Origin of the sequence: Leptospira inadai serovar Lyme str. 10 (assembly GCF_000243675.2) — a bacterium.
GTDB lineage: Bacteria > Spirochaetota > Leptospiria > Leptospirales > Leptospiraceae > Leptospira_B > Leptospira_B inadai.
Genome location: NZ_AHMM02000015.1, coordinates 391380 through 407675, shown reverse-complemented (window position 1 = coordinate 407675; position 16296 = coordinate 391380). Strand labels below are relative to the sequence as shown.

16 protein-coding genes are annotated in these 16296 nt (G+C 45.1%); 2 read left to right on the top strand and 14 right to left on the bottom strand.

Going from position 1 to position 16296, the window contains the following annotated elements:
- Window positions 1-2 precede the first annotated feature (2 nt).
- The 11 genes from LEP1GSC047_RS05620 to rfaE1 form a co-directional block, all read right to left on the bottom strand.
- Window positions 3-1796, bottom strand: coding sequence for an LIC_11548 family sensor histidine kinase (locus LEP1GSC047_RS05620; protein ID WP_010419404.1), 1794 nt, complete (start codon window positions 1794-1796; stop codon window positions 3-5).
- Window positions 1793-2059 (bottom strand): HPr family phosphocarrier protein, encoded by a 267-nt coding sequence (locus LEP1GSC047_RS05615; RefSeq protein ID WP_010419406.1) that lies wholly within the window; start codon window positions 2057-2059, stop codon window positions 1793-1795. Before LEP1GSC047_RS05615 ends, LEP1GSC047_RS05620 begins: the two co-directional genes overlap by 4 nt.
- Window positions 2034-2996: an HPr(Ser) kinase/phosphatase gene (hprK, locus tag LEP1GSC047_RS05610; protein ID WP_010419409.1), complete on the bottom strand. Its 963-nt coding sequence runs from the start codon at window positions 2994-2996 to the stop codon at window positions 2034-2036. Before hprK ends, LEP1GSC047_RS05615 begins: the two co-directional genes overlap by 26 nt.
- Before the next feature lie 4 nt (window positions 2997-3000).
- Window positions 3001-4431, bottom strand: a complete 1431-nt coding sequence (rpoN, locus tag LEP1GSC047_RS05605) for an RNA polymerase factor sigma-54 (protein ID WP_010419411.1) — start codon at window positions 4429-4431, stop codon at window positions 3001-3003.
- Window positions 4428-5153, bottom strand: coding sequence for an LPS export ABC transporter ATP-binding protein (lptB, locus tag LEP1GSC047_RS05600; protein ID WP_010419414.1), 726 nt, complete (start codon window positions 5151-5153; stop codon window positions 4428-4430). The genes rpoN and lptB overlap by 4 nt, the downstream gene beginning before the upstream one ends.
- A 7-nt stretch (window positions 5154-5160) precedes the next feature.
- Window positions 5161-6498 carry an LptA/OstA family protein gene (locus LEP1GSC047_RS05595; RefSeq protein ID WP_010419416.1) on the bottom strand — a complete coding sequence of 446 codons (1338 nt, stop codon included), beginning with the start codon at window positions 6496-6498 and terminating at the stop codon, window positions 5161-5163.
- A gap of 6 nt (window positions 6499-6504) precedes the next feature.
- A complete protein-coding gene (gene lptC / locus LEP1GSC047_RS05590) occupies window positions 6505-7065 on the bottom strand; it encodes an LPS export ABC transporter periplasmic protein LptC (protein WP_039934323.1) in 561 nt (186 codons plus the stop codon).
- Between the two features lie 86 nt (window positions 7066-7151).
- On the bottom strand, window positions 7152-8006 hold the full coding sequence (gene kdsA / locus LEP1GSC047_RS05585) for a 3-deoxy-8-phosphooctulonate synthase (RefSeq protein ID WP_020988384.1): 855 nt from the start codon (window positions 8004-8006) through the stop codon (window positions 7152-7154).
- Complete coding sequence (locus LEP1GSC047_RS05580) at window positions 8003-9622, bottom strand: CTP synthase (RefSeq protein ID WP_010419419.1); 1620 nt, start codon at window positions 9620-9622, stop codon at window positions 8003-8005. The genes kdsA and LEP1GSC047_RS05580 overlap by 4 nt, the downstream gene beginning before the upstream one ends.
- A 123-nt stretch (window positions 9623-9745) precedes the next feature.
- Complete coding sequence (rfaE2, locus tag LEP1GSC047_RS05575; protein WP_010419421.1) at window positions 9746-10234, bottom strand: D-glycero-beta-D-manno-heptose 1-phosphate adenylyltransferase; 489 nt, start codon at window positions 10232-10234, stop codon at window positions 9746-9748.
- Window positions 10231-11241 (bottom strand): D-glycero-beta-D-manno-heptose-7-phosphate kinase, encoded by a 1011-nt coding sequence (gene rfaE1, locus LEP1GSC047_RS05570; protein WP_020988238.1) that lies wholly within the window; start codon window positions 11239-11241, stop codon window positions 10231-10233. The genes rfaE2 and rfaE1 overlap by 4 nt, the downstream gene beginning before the upstream one ends.
- 54 nt (window positions 11242-11295) lie before the next feature.
- Between rfaE1 and LEP1GSC047_RS05565 the strand changes: the two genes are divergently transcribed.
- Complete coding sequence (locus LEP1GSC047_RS05565; protein WP_180993194.1) at window positions 11296-11919, top strand: LON peptidase substrate-binding domain-containing protein; 624 nt, start codon at window positions 11296-11298, stop codon at window positions 11917-11919.
- Window positions 11920-11972: 53 nt separating this feature from the next.
- On the opposite strand, the gene LEP1GSC047_RS05560 is transcribed toward LEP1GSC047_RS05565, so the two are convergent.
- The 3 genes from LEP1GSC047_RS05560 to LEP1GSC047_RS05550 are packed head-to-tail and all read right to left on the bottom strand — an operon-like array spanning window position 11973 to window position 15066.
- Window positions 11973-13226 carry a C40 family peptidase gene (locus tag LEP1GSC047_RS05560; protein ID WP_020988313.1) on the bottom strand — a complete coding sequence of 418 codons (1254 nt, stop codon included), beginning with the start codon at window positions 13224-13226 and terminating at the stop codon, window positions 11973-11975.
- The gene (locus tag LEP1GSC047_RS05555) at window positions 13223-14536 is read right to left on the bottom strand and encodes a peptide MFS transporter (protein WP_010419428.1); all 1314 of its coding nucleotides are present in this window, start codon (window positions 14534-14536) and stop codon (window positions 13223-13225) included. The genes LEP1GSC047_RS05560 and LEP1GSC047_RS05555 overlap by 4 nt, the downstream gene beginning before the upstream one ends.
- Complete coding sequence (locus LEP1GSC047_RS05550) at window positions 14509-15066, bottom strand: cob(I)yrinic acid a,c-diamide adenosyltransferase (protein WP_020988412.1); 558 nt, start codon at window positions 15064-15066, stop codon at window positions 14509-14511. The genes LEP1GSC047_RS05555 and LEP1GSC047_RS05550 overlap by 28 nt, the downstream gene beginning before the upstream one ends.
- 313 nt (window positions 15067-15379) lie before the next feature.
- Between LEP1GSC047_RS05550 and LEP1GSC047_RS05545 the strand changes: the two genes are divergently transcribed.
- Window positions 15380-16231 carry a flagellin N-terminal helical domain-containing protein gene (locus LEP1GSC047_RS05545; RefSeq protein ID WP_010419434.1) on the top strand — a complete coding sequence of 284 codons (852 nt, stop codon included), beginning with the start codon at window positions 15380-15382 and terminating at the stop codon, window positions 16229-16231.
- Window positions 16232-16296 lie beyond the last annotated feature (65 nt).

Below are 16296 nucleotides of genomic sequence, written 5' to 3'. Positions count from 1 at the left end.
ACTCAAGCGACCGGGAGTTCGATTCGGAATTTACAACCGCCCAGTTCGGATAAATCTACGGAGATATGACCGCTATGGTCAATCACTGTTTTTTGAACTATCGCGAGTCCTATTCCCGACGTATGCTCTTCTTTTGTCGAGTAATACGGTTCGAATACTTTGGCCCGGTATTCGCTCGATATTCCTGTTCCATTATCCTCTATCGTTAATACGACGGACTTTCGCATGATTCTTCTTTCGAGTTTGGTAGACACGCGAATTCTTCCCGCATTCGTCCCTAGTTCACCTTTCGCTTTCTTTCTCTCGATCGCCTCTACGGCATTCTTAAATAGGTTATTCATGACTCCTAGGAATAATTTTTTATCCAAAAATATCTCAGGTAAATTCTTGGATAGGTTCAATTCGATTTGAATTCCCGGAGTATGCTCGTATAGTTTTTCGCTTTCCAATATGATCGGCTCCAAATTCTGGTTGATCAGTCTCGGTGCGGGCATCCTGGCGAATTCGGAGAATTCGTTTACCAAGTGTTGTAGTATCTTCACTTGGCCGACGATCGTCTCGGTTCCTTTGTTTACGATTTCGTGAAACGGTAGCGGAACACTAGAATCCAATTTTCTCCTGATTCGCTCGGCCGAGAGTTGGATGGGAGTCAACGGATTTTTAATTTCGTGCGCCATTCTCTGCGCGACTTCCTTCCAGGCGGCTACCCTTTGAATATGCATCAATTCTCGATTTTTGGACTTTAGATCCTTAACCATCTGATTGAAGGATTCCACTAATGCCCCTATCTCCCCCCCTTCGGTTAAAGGAAGATTAATGTCGGTATCTCCCAAGGAGACTTTTTGGGTTGCGTTCGCTAAATCGATAATGGGACGGGAAATTTTTCGGGCGAAGACCAACGAGAAAAAAATCGAAAGAAGAAAAACGACGATAATCATAAGACTTATTGTGATTCTGAGTTCGTACGGGAGTTTTTCTTTTGCGAGATCGGCCTTATGATAATTCTTCCTAGTGTTTAAAATCGAATATGCTTTTTCCTCTTCTCCGACAAAAATTCTTTTTCCGATTAGAAGATATTTCGCAGGATCCGGAGACGGAACTTTTAGAAAATAATACGAATGCGTCGGGCTTACGGAAAGATTTTCCAGAATGGATTCCCCATCGATAGGAAGGAATCCGGAGCGGCTGGGAGGTAGTCTGAGGGAATGGTTTTCGATGATCGGAGTTTCGCTCTCATACCATCCTATATAATACCCCGGGTTTGAAATAAGATTCAATTCATGGGCCCGCAAAGTAAGAAGACTGGTGTTTGTGTTTTCTTTTTTTACTAGATTTTGAAGTAAATGAGCCTTGATAAGCAGATCCTTGCGATCGTCCTGATACTCTTTCGTAATGAAATAATCCCCCGCATCCAAGGCTTGAGCGATATCGAGCCCGTAAAATCCTTCGAATAAACGACTCGTAACGTTCGAGGAAAGAAAGAATACCGGAATGGACGGAAGCATTGCCACAAACAAAAAAGCTAAGGACAGTCGATATCGAATCGAACTTCTCAGTCTACCGGTTTCTAGATTTCTTTTATTCCTATATAAATATGAAATCGCGAGGGCGAGAGCGAATAGAGGGATCGTATAATAGATATATACTAAGACACGATCCACAAACGTGGATTCATCGGATCGTCGAAAATGAAGCAGCTCGGCTAGGATGATCGCGACTACGATAACGCCGCATAGGATAACGAGATCGCGTAGGTAGTAGCGATTTTCCTCATTCCTAATAGGAAAAAGGTTCATATCGCAAAATCGTCGGCCACAAGTTTGGATAAAGCGTCGATCGCCTCTCCTTCCTTTTCTCCAGTAGCCTTGATGGAAAATTCTTGCCCGGGCGCTAACGCCAACATCATCAATCCCATGATACTTTTTCCATTAACTTCGACGCCTTCTTTAGAAACCAAAACTTCGCAGGGAAATTTTGACGCGCAATTTACAAAGACGGAGGCGGGGCGTGCATGCATTCCCGTGCTATTTTCATTAATTTTGAGGTGGATTTCTCTCAACTTTACCTTGCTGCAAATAGATGTTTAATTTTTGACTGAATTCCGCTGCCGCATTCTTACCTAATTTTTTTAGTCTCTGATTCATTGCGGCGGTCTCTACGATAATCGGAATATTCCGGCCCGGACGAACGGGCAGTTTGATCAAAGGAATTAAAACGCCTAAAACTTCCTCGGTGCGATTTTCCAATCCGGTCCTATCGAATTCCTTGTCGTCCGACCATTCTTCTAGATGTATGATTAATTCGATTAATTTATGGTCCCGTACGGATCCTATTCCAAATATATCTTTAATATTTAATATTCCGAGCCCTCTGATTTCCATATGATGGCGAAGCAGGTCCGAACAAGTACCGATCAAATAACTTTCCGATAGTCGTCGAATTTCAACCATATCGTCCGCGACGAGTCTATGGCCTCGTTCGATTAATTCCAAGGCGGTTTCACTCTTCCCGACTCCACTTTTACCGGAGAGAAGGATTCCGATTCCGAAAACTTCGATTAAGACTCCGTGTCTCATCGTCCTCGGAGCCAGACTCCTATCCAGAATTTGCGAAATTAAGGTGATAAATTTATGAGTGGAGACATCGGAAATCAGCAGGGGAATATTCAGACGATTGCAATATTCGATAAAGATCGGCGGGGCCGTATTCCCGTGCGTGAAGATAATGCAATTTAAATGAAAGTGAAAGAATTCGGTTGCAATCCTGGTTAAACCATCCCCTTCTCGGGAGATTAAATATGCCCATTCCCCCTTCCCGAAAATTTGAATGCGATCATGAGCAAAGCTTTCATAAAATCCGGTTAGCGAAAGCCCGGGTCGGTTTATTTCCGAGCTATGAATTCGGTTCTGCAGGCCGGCTTCCCCCGCTATCAATTTTAACCCCAGTTCGGGATGATCTTTTAGTATGTTAGCGACGTTGATTCCAGGGACGGACATCGACCTATCTTGCCTCCAAAGATTTAACTTTCTTTCTTTGGTTGGATGGTAGTATTCTTAAAATTTTACGGTACTTCGCAACCGTTCGTCTTGCTATTTCGATGCCTTTCTTTTCGATATGCTCGACAATTTCCTGATCGGATAAGGGATTTTCAGGATCCTCTTCCTTTACTAGATTCCGAATCATATCGTGTATCGTTTTGGACGATTCCATTCCCCCTTCGGAGCTTTTGGATTTAAGCCCGGAAGAAAAAAACCATTTTAACTCTAGAATTCCCCAGGAAGTTTGGACGTATTTGTTCGAAGTGATCCTAGATACGGTGGATTCGTGCAGTTCTAGTCGTTCGGCGATATCCTTGAGAGTAAGCGGCCTGAGAAAGCGAACTCCTTTACGAAAGAATTCGGTTTGGAGCTCGATAATCGCCGATACGACCCTGTATAAGGTTTGTCGACGTTGATTGACGGAACGAATCAACCATTCGGCGGAACTTAATTTAGTGGAAATATACTCTCGATCCGAATCTTTTGCGCCCTTCTTTAAGAAACCCTTATATTCCTTATTAATTTTCAGCTTAGGGAGCCATTCGTCGTTTAGCAGAATATTAAATTCCCCGCCGATCTCCCTCACGATTACGTCGGGGAGAATATAATCGGGTTTTTTAGGAGTATATAAAGTGGCGGGAAACGGTTCTAGTTTCTTAATCTCGGCCGCCATCGCCTCTACATTTTCCACGGGAATTCCCATCTTTTTGGAAATTCCTTTATAATCCAGCTTTTCCAGATCTTTCAAATGCTTCTCGATTAAGTCGTGCAGTCGAATGTCTTCGGGCTTTAAAATTTTAGCCTGAACCAGCAACGTCTGCTGGATATCTCTCGCACCGATTCCAAGCGGATCCAATTGATGAATCTGATCCAGTACCTTTCGAATCGTCTTTGTGCTTACTCCGATCTCCGCGGCCAGCTTGTCCTGAGTTTGAGGAATAAAACCCCGATCGTCCAACATGGAAATGAGCATTTCGGCTATTTCCATTTCCTTTCCTTTTAGTGAGGAAATCCGCAATTGCCAAAGAAGATGCTCGGACAAAGATTGAGTATTGGGGGAGGATTCTATATATTTTTGATTTCGATCGGAGGCGTCCGAACCGCGTGTCTGGGGTCTATCGATGCTGAACGATTCCTGCCAGCCGACGTCCGAATTTTTTAGGAAATCGTTTTTTTCTTTTCTCCGAAGATCGTCTATGGAATACAGTTCCGGATTTTTGCTCCTTTCGGAAGAGGCTTCCTCCTCCAGCATAGGATTTTCCACCAACTCGGCGCTGATTCTATCCGCAAGTTCCACCGTCGAAAGCGGCAATAGCTCGATGGACTGGCGAAGATCCTGAGTCATTACCAGTTTCTGAGTTTGCTTTTGGACGAGTTGGTGATTTAAATTCACAGTTTGAAATCCTCGCCTAAATACATTCGCTTTGCTTCTTTATCGTTCACAAGTTCCTTCGGTGTTCCGGCGATCAAAATTTTGCCGCTATGCATTATATATGCTCTGTCCGTTATTTTTAACGTTTCTCGCACATTGTGGTCGGTGATAAGTATTCCTAATCCTTTTTCTTTTAGGCTATTGATTACCGTTTGAATATCCTTAACCGCTATAGGATCTACCCCGGCAAAAGGTTCGTCAAGAAGGATAAAGTCCGGATTTGTAACAAGTGAACGGGCGATTTCGCATCTTCTGCGTTCTCCACCCGAAAGCGTATACCCTTTTTGATTGGCAACACGCATAATTTGAAGCTCTAACAGTAGCTCGTCTCTTCGTCTGATGATTTCGCTTCTGGGAATTTTTAGGGTTTCCAGGATGGCTTCCAAATTTTCGGCGACGGTCAACTTTCTAAAAATCGAAGCCTCTTGCGCTAAATACCCGACCCCTAACTTAGCGCGGGTATGCATCGGAAATTCAGTTACCTCTTGGTCGTCTATGAACACATGGCCCGAATCGGGTTGCACGAATCCGACGGACATATAAAAGGAAGTGGTCTTGCCCGCCCCGTTGGGACCTAATAATCCGACGACTTCTCCTTTTCGAATATCGAACGTTACCCCGTCAACGACCTTGCGTTTATTGTATATCTTTACGAGGTTCTGGCAACGGATTGTCGTACCCATGCGTCTCCTAATTTCCTAGATGGACTCCTTCCGTCAGGATCGCCCGGCCTTCCCTGGGATAAAAGAGGATTTTTCCCGCTCGTAAAATCTTGCCGGATCGATCTATCCGAGGATTCCCTTCCAAATGGATCGTCTCATCTTTTTCATAGTAAGTGGCATACTCGCCCATCGCTTGAGAACCTTTTGCCTTTATGAACACATTCCCGCGTATTACGGTTTCGTCTTTATCTAGAAAACGTTCGAACTCTTGAGCCGTCATAGTAGTCGTTACGGCTCCGGATTTCGAATCTAAGAATTCCATCTTACCTTCGTCGGTAACATGCATATACTCTTCTTTACGAAAGTAATCCAATATGTTTCCGGAAAGGATTAAATAATTCTCCCTGTCGTGGATCCGGACGTTTTTTCTTCCTCGAATCGTGTGCGAATCCGCTCCTAACGATTCCAATACGTCCGCCGTTATTTTTACGTTCTTTCTGAAAATAGTGGAGTTCCCCTTTAAACTGATTACTCTTTCCTTATTTTCGTTGTTGCTGCTCTCCAATCGATCGCCCTCTAGGATGGTAATGATCTTTTCCGTCGTTTCCTTACCGTTTTCCGTTTGTCGTTTCTCGTAGGAAGTCTGGAAAAGAACGGTATTCTGCTCCAATAGAATTCTATTCTCACTTGTATAGAAAGAAAGCTTCGTGCCTGTTAGATATCGATCTTTGGAGAGTAAAAATGGGTTCGGATCCGTAGTAATCACATTTTCGGATTCTTTAAACAATGCTTCCTTACATAAAATAGTTACATCAGGGTGAGTGATGATCACTCCGCCGATCAGCTTCGTAATTTTCGTACTAAGCTGCCTTTCGATCGTCTGAGCGGCAATGATGGTGGTTTTTCCGGTTTTATCCTTAAAGAATAACCTTGGTCTATCTTTTATGATGACGGTTTCCGCATATTTATCGTATTCGCCCGTGCCTGCCTTAAGAGTGGTTCCGTTTTCCTGGTCGTCCACTTCGACGCCGTATTTTAAAAATGCTTTATATGCTTCCTTCCCGATCACTTCGATTCGGTTGGCGGAAAGCTTTACCTTTTTATGTTGGATCCAGGCGCCTCCTTCAAGAGTAAAAGTCGTGACTTTCAATCCTTGGATTTGCTTATCCTCCTGGGTCAGTGTGCTGCCTCCCCAATACGTCGGAAAACTTTCCTTCTTTGTCGGATCGGATTCACCGATTCCTTGAATAGGCTTCCGTTCCAATGATTCCGGCGAGAATAACAAAGGGGGACGTACATGGGAAAAAAGATCGCTTACGAATAGAAGAGCCGATATGAAAAGAAGCGAACCGAGTCGATTTTTCATCGGTTCTTACTCCGGTGCGGAAGACAGAGGATTGGATCCTCCCTGCGTAATTGCAGTCGGATGTAGAATGGTGAATTTATTCAGATCCTTATCGGCTCTTAGACCGATTCCTCTGATTTTGGTACCATCCGCTTCCACCACTACCTCTTCGTCCGAGGAAAGTTTTTTCGATTCGGTGTTGTATTCCAATGATTTTGCCGACAAGGTCCGTCCCTCATCCGTGCGTAGATGAATGTTACCGTTCAGAACCATTAGCTTCGACATATGATTGATCTCGCCCTTATCGCCGGTGAGCTTCGACTTAAACTTACCGTTTTCGTACTGATCGAAGTCGACGACATAAAAGACGGTTCTGCCATCTCCGACAAACACATATGATTCTTCGGCTTTCAGTTTCCAAATGAGAATTCCGTTTTCGTCATATTGGTCCCGCTCGAAATTCCTGAACGATATTGTCGCTCCGCTTTCTTTCTCGTTTTCGACTCGAGTGTATTTAGCTTCTTTCTTACCCGTAACCAGAAAGAAAATTACGATTAATCCGATGCCGGCCGCTATTCCGCCGAACATCCTGTATTTTTGGACGGTTTCCGAATCTAGATTTTTTAGAAAGGCGAGCTGAAATTTCAAAGTTCCGCCTGATTGACCGAGGCCGGTCAATCTTTATTGAGAATTTCCCGTTTTACGTATCGATCCAATCCGATCAGTTCTTTTAAAAGAGCCTTGATTTTGGAAATCGGATACTGCGTTGTGGCGTCCGAAAGCGCTTTATCAGGGTCAGGATGGACTTCCATAAAAATTCCTTCGATACCTAGAGAAACGGCACTTCTTACCATGCTCGGAATAAATTCCCTCTGACCGCCGGTAATATTTCCGGCAGCGCCCGGAAGTTGGGCGGAGTGGGTCGCATCGAAAACGACAGGAATATCGTACCCGTGGAGTATGGGGACCGTTCTGCCGTCGAAGACTAGATTTCCGTAACCGAATGTGGTTCCGCGTTCCGTTACCAGGTATTTTTCGGATCCCGATTCTTGGATCTTCGTTTTGATATGTCTGCAATCTTGAGGAGCCAGGAATTGTCCTTTTTTGACGTTCACCCATTTGCCGGTTTTTGCGGATTCCGAAATTAAATCGGTCTGTCTGCATAGAAATGCGGGAATTTGGTAGATATCTAAAATGTCTTTTAACGGAATAATATGCGAAGTCTCGTGGATGTCGGTTAACACGGATACGTCGTATTTTTTTTTGATGAATTCTAAATGTTTGATTCCTTCCGTTAGGCCCGGACCCCTGTAAGAATTCACCGAAGATCGATTCGCTTTATCGAAACTGCTCTTAAATATATAAGGAATTCCTAATTCTCCGCAGATTTCCACCATCTCGCCGCATACGGAATCGAGAAGCTCCCGATTTTCCATTACGCAGGGGCCTGCGATTAAAAAGAAAGGATTGTCCTCGCCGATTTTAGTTCCGTTCAAAAACTCCCTTGTGCTCGCAGTTTGATCGCTCATGAAACCTTCCTAGTTAGTTTGACGGCAGCGCGAATGAATCCTGCAAATAGAGGATGAGGTTTGGTCGGTTTGCCGGTAAATTCCGGATGAAATTGCACTCCGATAAACCAGGGATGATCCGGAATTTCCACGATTTCGATCAGATTTTCGTCCGGAGAAATTCCCGAGAAAACCAGGCCTTTCTCTTCGAACGATTCCTTAAAGCGATTCGTGAATTCAAAACGATGTCGATGACGTTCGTAGATCAATTCCTGTTTATACTCCGCAAACGCGAGAGTATTCTTGCGGATTCTGCAGGGATACGATCCAAGACGCATCGTGCCTCCCATTTGATCGATATCCATCTGCTCTTCGATCAATGAAATGACCGGATCCGAGGAATCCGGCCTGAATTCGGTGGAATTCGCATCCTTCAAACCTAGAACATTTCGGGCATATTCGATGACTGCGCATTGCATTCCCAAGCAGATTCCGAAAAAAGGAATCCCTTTGGTTCTGGCATATTGGATGGCTAGAATTTTTCCTTCGATTCCTCGATCGCCGAAACCGCCGGGGACTAAAATTCCGTGAACACCCTTAAGGACTTCTTTTACGTTCGTCTTATCCACTTTTTCGGGATCGACTTTTACGAATTCGACATTCGCTTCGTTAGCGATTCCACCGTGAGAAAGACTTTCATAAACGGAGCGATAGGCGTCATGGAGAGAAATGTATTTTCCGACTACCGCGATCTGAACGGTATGCTTTGCGGATTGAAGACTTTTGATAATCTTTTCCCATTCCGAGAAATTCGATTTCCCCAACTCCATACCAAGAGTCTTTAAAACGACCTGATCTAATTTCTCTTCCTTATACATTTTGGGAATTTCATAAATGGAAGTACTGATATCCGAAGCGGAGATCACGTTTTCTTCCTTTACGTTACAGAATAAGGAGATCTTGCCTTTCATATCCTTACTCATCGGTTGGTTTACTCTACAAATCAGAATATCAGGTTGAATTCCTAAAGCCAGGAGTTCTTTCACGGAGTGCTGCGTCGGTTTCGTCTTTGCTTCTCCGGCAACAGTGATTGTCGGGACCAAAGTCACATGAATGAATAGAACGTGGGTAGGCCCATGCTCGTATCTCATCTGTCGAATTGCCTCTAAAAACGGAATCGACTCTATATCCCCTACCGTACCACCGATTTCTACGATCACGAAATCGGTGGCATTTTCTCGAGCGAGCGTATAAACTCGATTTCTGATTTCATTCGTGATATGCGGAACGACTTGCACCGTTCTTCCTAGGTAATCCCCTTTTCGTTCTCTCTGGATGACTGTATTATAAATTTGGCCGGTGGATACGGAGTTTTTTCGGGTGAACTTGGATTTCGTAAAGCGTTCGTAGTATCCTAGGTCCAGATCCGTTTCTGCCCCATCTTCCGTAACATAAACTTCACCATGCTGGTAAGGGCTCATGGTTCCGGGATCTATATTGATGTACGGATCCATTTTTTGAAGAGAAACGGTATATCCCCTGCTTTCGAGCAGGCAACCTAGGGCCGCTGCGGAAACCCCTTTTCCTAGGGAAGAGCAAACTCCTCCGGTTACGAAAATAAATCTGGTCTTGGACAATTCCGTCTCCTTCCTTGCTGAACAGGGTTTTTCTCGGTTCGTGAAAAACCAACTCCGAAATTCAAAGAATTTCCCGGAAAGGACAACGATGGGATTCGGATCGGAGGAAATCCGCCCTTTTTGTTAGACTCCCCGAATCCTATGGATGATTTCCGTGCTCGAAAAACCCTGAATAAAGGGAAGAATCTGGACTTCTCCACCAAGACTCCTGACAAGTGGAGTTTCCGGTAGTGCCTCTCGATCGTAGTCCCCACCCTTCGTATGAATATCCGGACGAATCCTTGAAATCAATTCGATAGGGGTTTCTTCGGTAAATACGGTAACAGCATTCACGAAAGAGAGACATGCGAGAAGAAGGGCTCTATCCTCTTCAGGATGAATAGGTCGTTCCGGGCCTTTGATTTTTTTTACGGAGGAATCGGAATTGAGACCGATCCAAAGAAAATCGCCCAGTTCTGCCGCCTGGGCCAGATACGTTAAATGTCCTTTGTGCATCAAATCAAAGACGCCGTTCGTAAATACGATTTTATGAGTTTTACGAACGCGATTTGCGACGGGCGAGGCCTCCGAAAACGGTATGATTTTCTCCAAGCAGGATCGAATTATGGTCAACGAAATAGCCCTCTTTTTTCCAAGGCTAATTGCAGTTCTTCCGGGGAAACGGTTTCGGCTCCTAGTTTACCTACGACGACTCCGGCCGCCACGTTTGCAATGAGTGCCGATTCCAATTCGGTTAAACCTGCGGTGCGGAAGGCAGTGTAGGCGGATATGACGGTATCTCCGGCGCCGGTGACATCGAAGACTTCCTTAGCGACTGTCGGGATATGATATGTTTTTCCTTCCTTTGCTAGATAAAGACTCATTCCCTTTTCTCCGCGAGTGATCATCATGGATGGAGACCGGAGACGTTCCGCGATTTCCTTTGCGGCGATCTCGACTTCCCCATCCGAATCCAATTTTCTTCCTAAAGCACGCCCTGCCTCGTGATGGTTCGGAGTCATGATGCTTGCCGTTTCGTACTGAAAAAAATGAGAAACCTGCGGATCGACGGCGACGATTTTCCCTTTTTTTACCGCTAGTGAAATGACTTCACGAATTAATTTAGGAGTTAGGGTTCCTTTATCATAATCCGATAACACAACCCCGTCTACTCGGTCGATCCGATCCGCGAATGCCCGAATCAATTCGGATTCTTCTTCTTGGGTTAAGGAAAGAGTTTCTTCCCGATCGATTCTACAAACTTGCTGATGACCCGCTATCACTCTTGTTTTCAGGATTGTCGGCACTCTTTCGGAACGAATCACTTTGTTTTCGCCTTCCTCCGTCTTTTCGGAGGTCAACAAATGACTTAATGTTTTCGCGGTCTCGTCGTTTCCGGATCGTCCTAGAACGACGGATTGCACTCCGAATCTGGATAAATTTTTGATCACATTCCCGGCACCGCCGAGAGTCGTTTTTTCTTTTCGAATCCAGACGACTGGAACCGGTGCTTCCGGAGAAATTCGATTTACTTCGCCGAACAAATACTCGTCGAGAATAAGATCTCCTAATACGATAATCTTCGTTTTGGCGAGTCTAGAAGAAGCGGCGACATATTGATGTTTTTCTATAGAATACAATTTCAGACCGAGATTGGCAAATTCGTTTGCGTTTTCTCTTCAAAAGGTTAGGATATTCCTTCGGTGTCAACAACTACAATCCCTATCTTTCCCCTTCCCGGCATCATTCTATTTCCGGGAACGTTTCTTCCTCTACATATATTCGAACCCAGGTATCGAATGATGTTGGATTATTGTTCCGAGTCGGGGGAAGAAATGGCGGTGGCTCCGATTCGAATGGATTCCTTAAAGAAGCAGGATCCTCATCCGGAGATCGAATCCGTTTTTGGTTGGGGAACGATTATCCGACGGGATCCCCTTCCGGACGGAAGATCGAATATTCTTCTCGAAGGGAAAGGGATCGCTAAACTAAGCGGATACGAGGTCATGGATCCGTTTCGAATCGGAATCATCGAGAAAATTCCCTCCGAGACAAAGTACACGAAAGAAGACGGTTTTCGTGATGTATTCGATAAGATTCTTTCCTTAACCAAGCGAATTCTCTTGGCGGAAGGCGCGCAGGAAGATCTGATTTTGCGGATGAACGAACTCTGGAATCACCCGTTCCCGATCGACTTCATTTCTTCGATTTTAAATTTCGAATTCCAGAAAAAGCAGGAGATTCTCTCTCATCCCGATCCGATCGCGAAGGCGAAGGTATTACTCTGGATCGTAGAGGAAATGAATTTGGGAGAATGAGCTAAAATCTTTCGCATTTTACCTGAGATCTTAGGCGAAAGCCGACGCGGATTTTAATCGATCACAGTCCGAAATAATCGTCTTGAGAGTACGAAACGATCCAGCCACCACTTGGAATTGACCTTATCGAAAATTACTCCGCGAGAAGAGGAAGCATGCGCAAACTCTGTTTCCGAAAGTACTAGTCCGACATGGGTTACTTTTGCCTGGTTGGGTGACGCGGAAAAGAAAATCAAATCTCCTGCTCGCATTTCGTTATGAGCGACGGCGACTCCGAGTTTCGTTTGAGCGTTGGAGGCCCGGGACATTCGATTTTCCGGGACTCCGATTCTAGTATCGGTCAAGGCTCTGTAAGTAAACCCGGAGCAGTCGGTGCCTGTTTTTGCCGCCCCTGCCCATTTATAAGGAGTTCCTACCCATTCTCCGGCAACCTTACGCAGCATAGACGCCGATACTGTCTGCCAATTTTGTTTTATAACGTTCGGTTCCGGCAAGGGTTCATTCGGTTCGGGAAGATTCGGAACTAAGGGCGGTTCGCTAACCGGTTCGAACTTCGGGCGATCTCCGATTACGATCTGACCGATTTCGCGTAACGAGTTTTCTACTGCTCTAGCTTTGCTCAAGTCGGGCTCTTTCGAATTCAAACCTTGGTTATAGACCGTCTTCAGATTTGAAAGAAGAATGTACGAACCTCCTTCCAGCGTATCGTTCAATACCGATTTAAAATCCTTTTCCCACCGGGCGAGAGTTTCCTTTCTTCCTCCCGGGCTGAATCGTTTTAGAATCCTTGTCGCGAGTCTATTTTGCGGAAAATCAACCAGCTTTCCTGCAGACAAGGCCCGTCCGCCCGCTAGAACGGAAAATCCGGACCATTGTTTCTCTAAGGCAGCCTCCAGGAATCGATTTCGAACCTCCTCTCGAATCCCCGACAATTTCGTTTCCTTTAAATACAATGCGACGTACGGAAAATCTTCGTCGCTAAGATTCCGAGTAGCGGAAGGAGGAATCGCGTCTTCCGCTTCTTCAAAACTAAGTCCCGCAGTTTGCGCGATATCAATTTTTAAAATTAGGTCCGCTACTTTCTCCGGCGGCAAACCTTCCAAAATTGCCCAAGGGACGATTTTCTTGGTGATTGCCAGGACATCTTTGTCGCCGGATCTTTTTCCGATTTTTTGAAAGACGGTATTCTTGATCAGTAAGGTCTGACCTCTGGAGAAATCGTCCTTTAGCAGATCTTGAAACGGATCCGCAACTAACGGAACTTGAAAAATACAGATCAGAATAAGAATTGAAATTTTCGATTTCATCTTACTCCATGCATCCAAGCTTCTAATTTTTTCCGAAACAGAAATAAGAAGATTCCTACGATTCCCGGAAAGATCACGAAGATCAGAAAGAAGACGGGTAGATTCTCCCGTCCTCCCATGAGACCCGCCAGTTCGCCGGCGATCAAATGTCCGAAGAAGCTGGAAAGAAAAAAGATCCCCATCATCATGGATGCCATTTTAGTCGGAGCAAGTTTCGTGATTAAAGATAAGCCGACCGGCGAAATCAAAAGCTCTCCGATGGTATGGAATAAAATCGCAAGAACGATCCACCCCGAAGAGAATTTACCCGACGATACCGAAGTTGCGATGGAAAGAACCAAAAAACCCGAGGCAAGGGTAATCAATGCCGAGCAAAATTTAGTGACGCTTGAAACATGAATTCCCGAGGCTTCTAATTTTCTCCAGGCCCAAGAGATCGCCAACGAAAGTAAGATCACAAAAATAGGATTTAAGGATTGGTAATTAGCGGCGGGGATTTCCCAACCGTAGAAATTTCGATCCACATACCGATCAATGATCAGGTTCAAGGAGGAACCCATCTGTTCGAACGAAGCCCAAAAGACGATCGTGACGCTAGAAAAAACCAGAATTGCCCGGATCCTTCCCGCGTCCACAATGCCGGTCGATGAACTATCGACGTAGGAGGCTTCGGACTCGATCTTCGAATCCGTATCGTTTCCGGGGATAAAAGCCTTTCCGGAGATCTTTCTTCCTAGAAAGGCAAAGATAAGTAATCCGGTCAGCATTCCTCCTGCCGCGACTCCGAATCCGTAGTGCCAACCGTAAATATCAGCGATGTTCGCGCAGGCCCAGGTTCCTAGCACCGCGCCTGTATTGATTCCGAAATAGAAAATCGTAAAACCCGAATCCTTTAAATCGGACTTTCCTTCCAATTCGTAAATTCTACCAACCACAGTCGAAATACAGGGCTTAAAGAATCCGTTCCCTAAGATCAAAAGAGCCAAGCCTAAAAAAAACGGAACGCTTCCGTCTATGGCTAAGGAGAGGTGTCCGAACATCATCAAAAGTCCCCCCAGAAAGATGGACGATCGATACCCTAAAAAACGATCCGCTAGAAATCCTCCGAAGATCGGAGTTAGATATACGAGTCCGTTATAGACTCCGTAAATTCGGTTTGCTTCCGGATCGGAAAGCAGCCATTCCTTAGTCAGAAACAAAACGAGCAGGGCCCGCATTCCGTAGAAGGAAAATCTTTCCCACATCTCGACTAAGAAAAGAATAAAAAGTCCTTTCGGATGTCTTAATTTCCCTTGGCTCTCGACTGCCATTGAGGCTCCTTTATATTGGATTCGAAATTTGCATATCGAGCGGCTACGAATAAATGATCCGAGAGACGGTTTAGGAATTTCAAAGTTTCCGGATGAATTTCCATGCGGGAATCTTTGGCCTTTACCAATTCTCTTTCAAGCCTGCGGGCTAGAGTGCGGCTTACATGAAGAAGTGCCGAGGCCTGGGAACCTCCTGGCAGTATAAAATGCTTAAGAGGGGTAAGGGAATTTTGCCATTCATCGATTTCTCGTTCCAGCTGGAGAGTATCTTCTTCCAACAAGCAGGAAGTACCGTCATCCTTTCTGTAACCTGCGAGTTCCGATCCTAATTCAAATAGAAGATTTTGGATTCGTTCTAGACTCGCTCTTAATTTAGAATCCGATTTCAGGAAGGCGCTTGCCACTCCCAAGGAAGAATTCAATTCGTCTGCGGTTCCGTACAATTCAACGCGGTCATCCGCTTTGGAAACTCTCAATCCGTTGGCAAGAGAGGTTGTCCCAGAGTCGCCCTTTTTCGTGTATATTTTCATATAAATAAGGAATTAGGAGACAAAATCTTAGGAAGGGGCAGAAATTTCCCTAGGAAAAGGGCTGGTACCAGGAAAAAAAGTTGCAGATTGATCAAAAGGGAGTATATTCTAAACAGAATTTTCCCTATAGACAATATCGTCTTTGATGGTTTAGTCCTTTAGGAGAAATTATAAAAAAAGTCCGCCCCTTCGGAAAAATTAGGGAGCGGAAATTCGCAGTGGAACCCGGGTAGCCCGGGGGGCTCCCCTCCCCCCAAAGATCCGGAAATATAGGTGCGGACGGATCCGTACCTCATCTACAGGGAGGTTGTTGATGATTATCAATCACAACATCAGCGCTCTTCGTACGAATAATGTACTGAAGACAGTAAACCAAGATCAGGACAAGGTCGCAGAAAAGCTTTCTACCGGAATGCGCATCAATCGCGCCGGAGATGATGCGTTGGGATTTGCGGTATCCGAAAGAATGCGGACTCAGATTCGAGGCATCGCTCAGGCGGAACGAAACGTAATGGACGGAGTTTCCTTTATCCAAGTCACGGAAGGAAATCTAGAGCAGGTGAATAATATTCTGCAAAGATTGAGAGAGCTTTCCGTTCAGACTTCCAACGGAATCTACTCGGACGACGATCGAAAATTGGTTCAGCTCGAAGTCGACCAACTGATAGACGAAGTGGATCGTTTGGGAAAAACGGCCGAATTCAATAAGATTCGCCCGTTAAGCGGGGCTTATTCCAAGGAATCCAAGAATCCCATCCAACTTCACGTTGGTCCGAATCAGAACGAGAAGCTCGAAATTTTCGTGGACGCTATGAACGCAGCAGCTTTACAATTGGAAAGCAACGGGAAAAAGCAGACTTTATCCACTCCGGCTTCCTCCAATTCGATGATCGGCATTTTGGATAATGCAATCCAAAGAGTCAATAAGCAGAGATCCGATTTAGGAGCTTACTACAACCGATTAGAGATTACGGCGGAAGGTTTACAGGCAAATTACATTAATATGGTTTCGGCGGAAAGTCGCGTTCGAGACGCGGACGTCGCGGAACATATCGTGGAATTTACGAAGAATCAAATACTGACCAAGAGCGGAGTCGCGATGCTGGCGCAAGCAAACATGCGACCCGAGCAGGTCGTAAAGCTTTTGAGCGAAAGATTCGGCTGATCTTTTACCTTAAAGTAAACTTGAAGCCTGAAAGTGCAGTTCGTTCGGATTTTATCGGTCGAACT

Excerpts from the sequence above, each read along its gene's own strand:
- hprK (WP_010419409.1), bottom strand. The coding sequence starts at position 2,996 with ATGTCCGTCCCTGGAATCAACGTCGCTAACATACTAAAAGATCATCCC.
- LEP1GSC047_RS05620 (WP_010419404.1), bottom strand. The coding sequence starts at position 1,796 with ATGAACCTTTTTCCTATTAGGAATGAGGAAAATCGCTACTACCTACGC.
- LEP1GSC047_RS05545 (WP_010419434.1), top strand. The coding sequence starts at position 15,380 with ATGATTATCAATCACAACATCAGCGCTCTTCGTACGAATAATGTACTG.
- LEP1GSC047_RS05560 (WP_020988313.1), bottom strand. The coding sequence starts at position 13,226 with ATGAAATCGAAAATTTCAATTCTTATTCTGATCTGTATTTTTCAAGTT.
- lptC (WP_039934323.1), bottom strand. The coding sequence starts at position 7,065 with ATGTTCGGCGGAATAGCGGCCGGCATCGGATTAATCGTAATTTTCTTT.
- lptB (WP_010419414.1), bottom strand. The coding sequence starts at position 5,153 with ATGGGTACGACAATCCGTTGCCAGAACCTCGTAAAGATATACAATAAA.
- LEP1GSC047_RS05595 (WP_010419416.1), bottom strand. The coding sequence starts at position 6,498 with ATGAAAAATCGACTCGGTTCGCTTCTTTTCATATCGGCTCTTCTATTC.
- kdsA (WP_020988384.1), bottom strand. The coding sequence starts at position 8,006 with ATGAGCGATCAAACTGCGAGCACAAGGGAGTTTTTGAACGGAACTAAA.
- LEP1GSC047_RS05555 (WP_010419428.1), bottom strand. The coding sequence starts at position 14,536 with ATGGCAGTCGAGAGCCAAGGGAAATTAAGACATCCGAAAGGACTTTTT.
- LEP1GSC047_RS05550 (WP_020988412.1), bottom strand. The coding sequence starts at position 15,066 with ATGAAAATATACACGAAAAAGGGCGACTCTGGGACAACCTCTCTTGCC.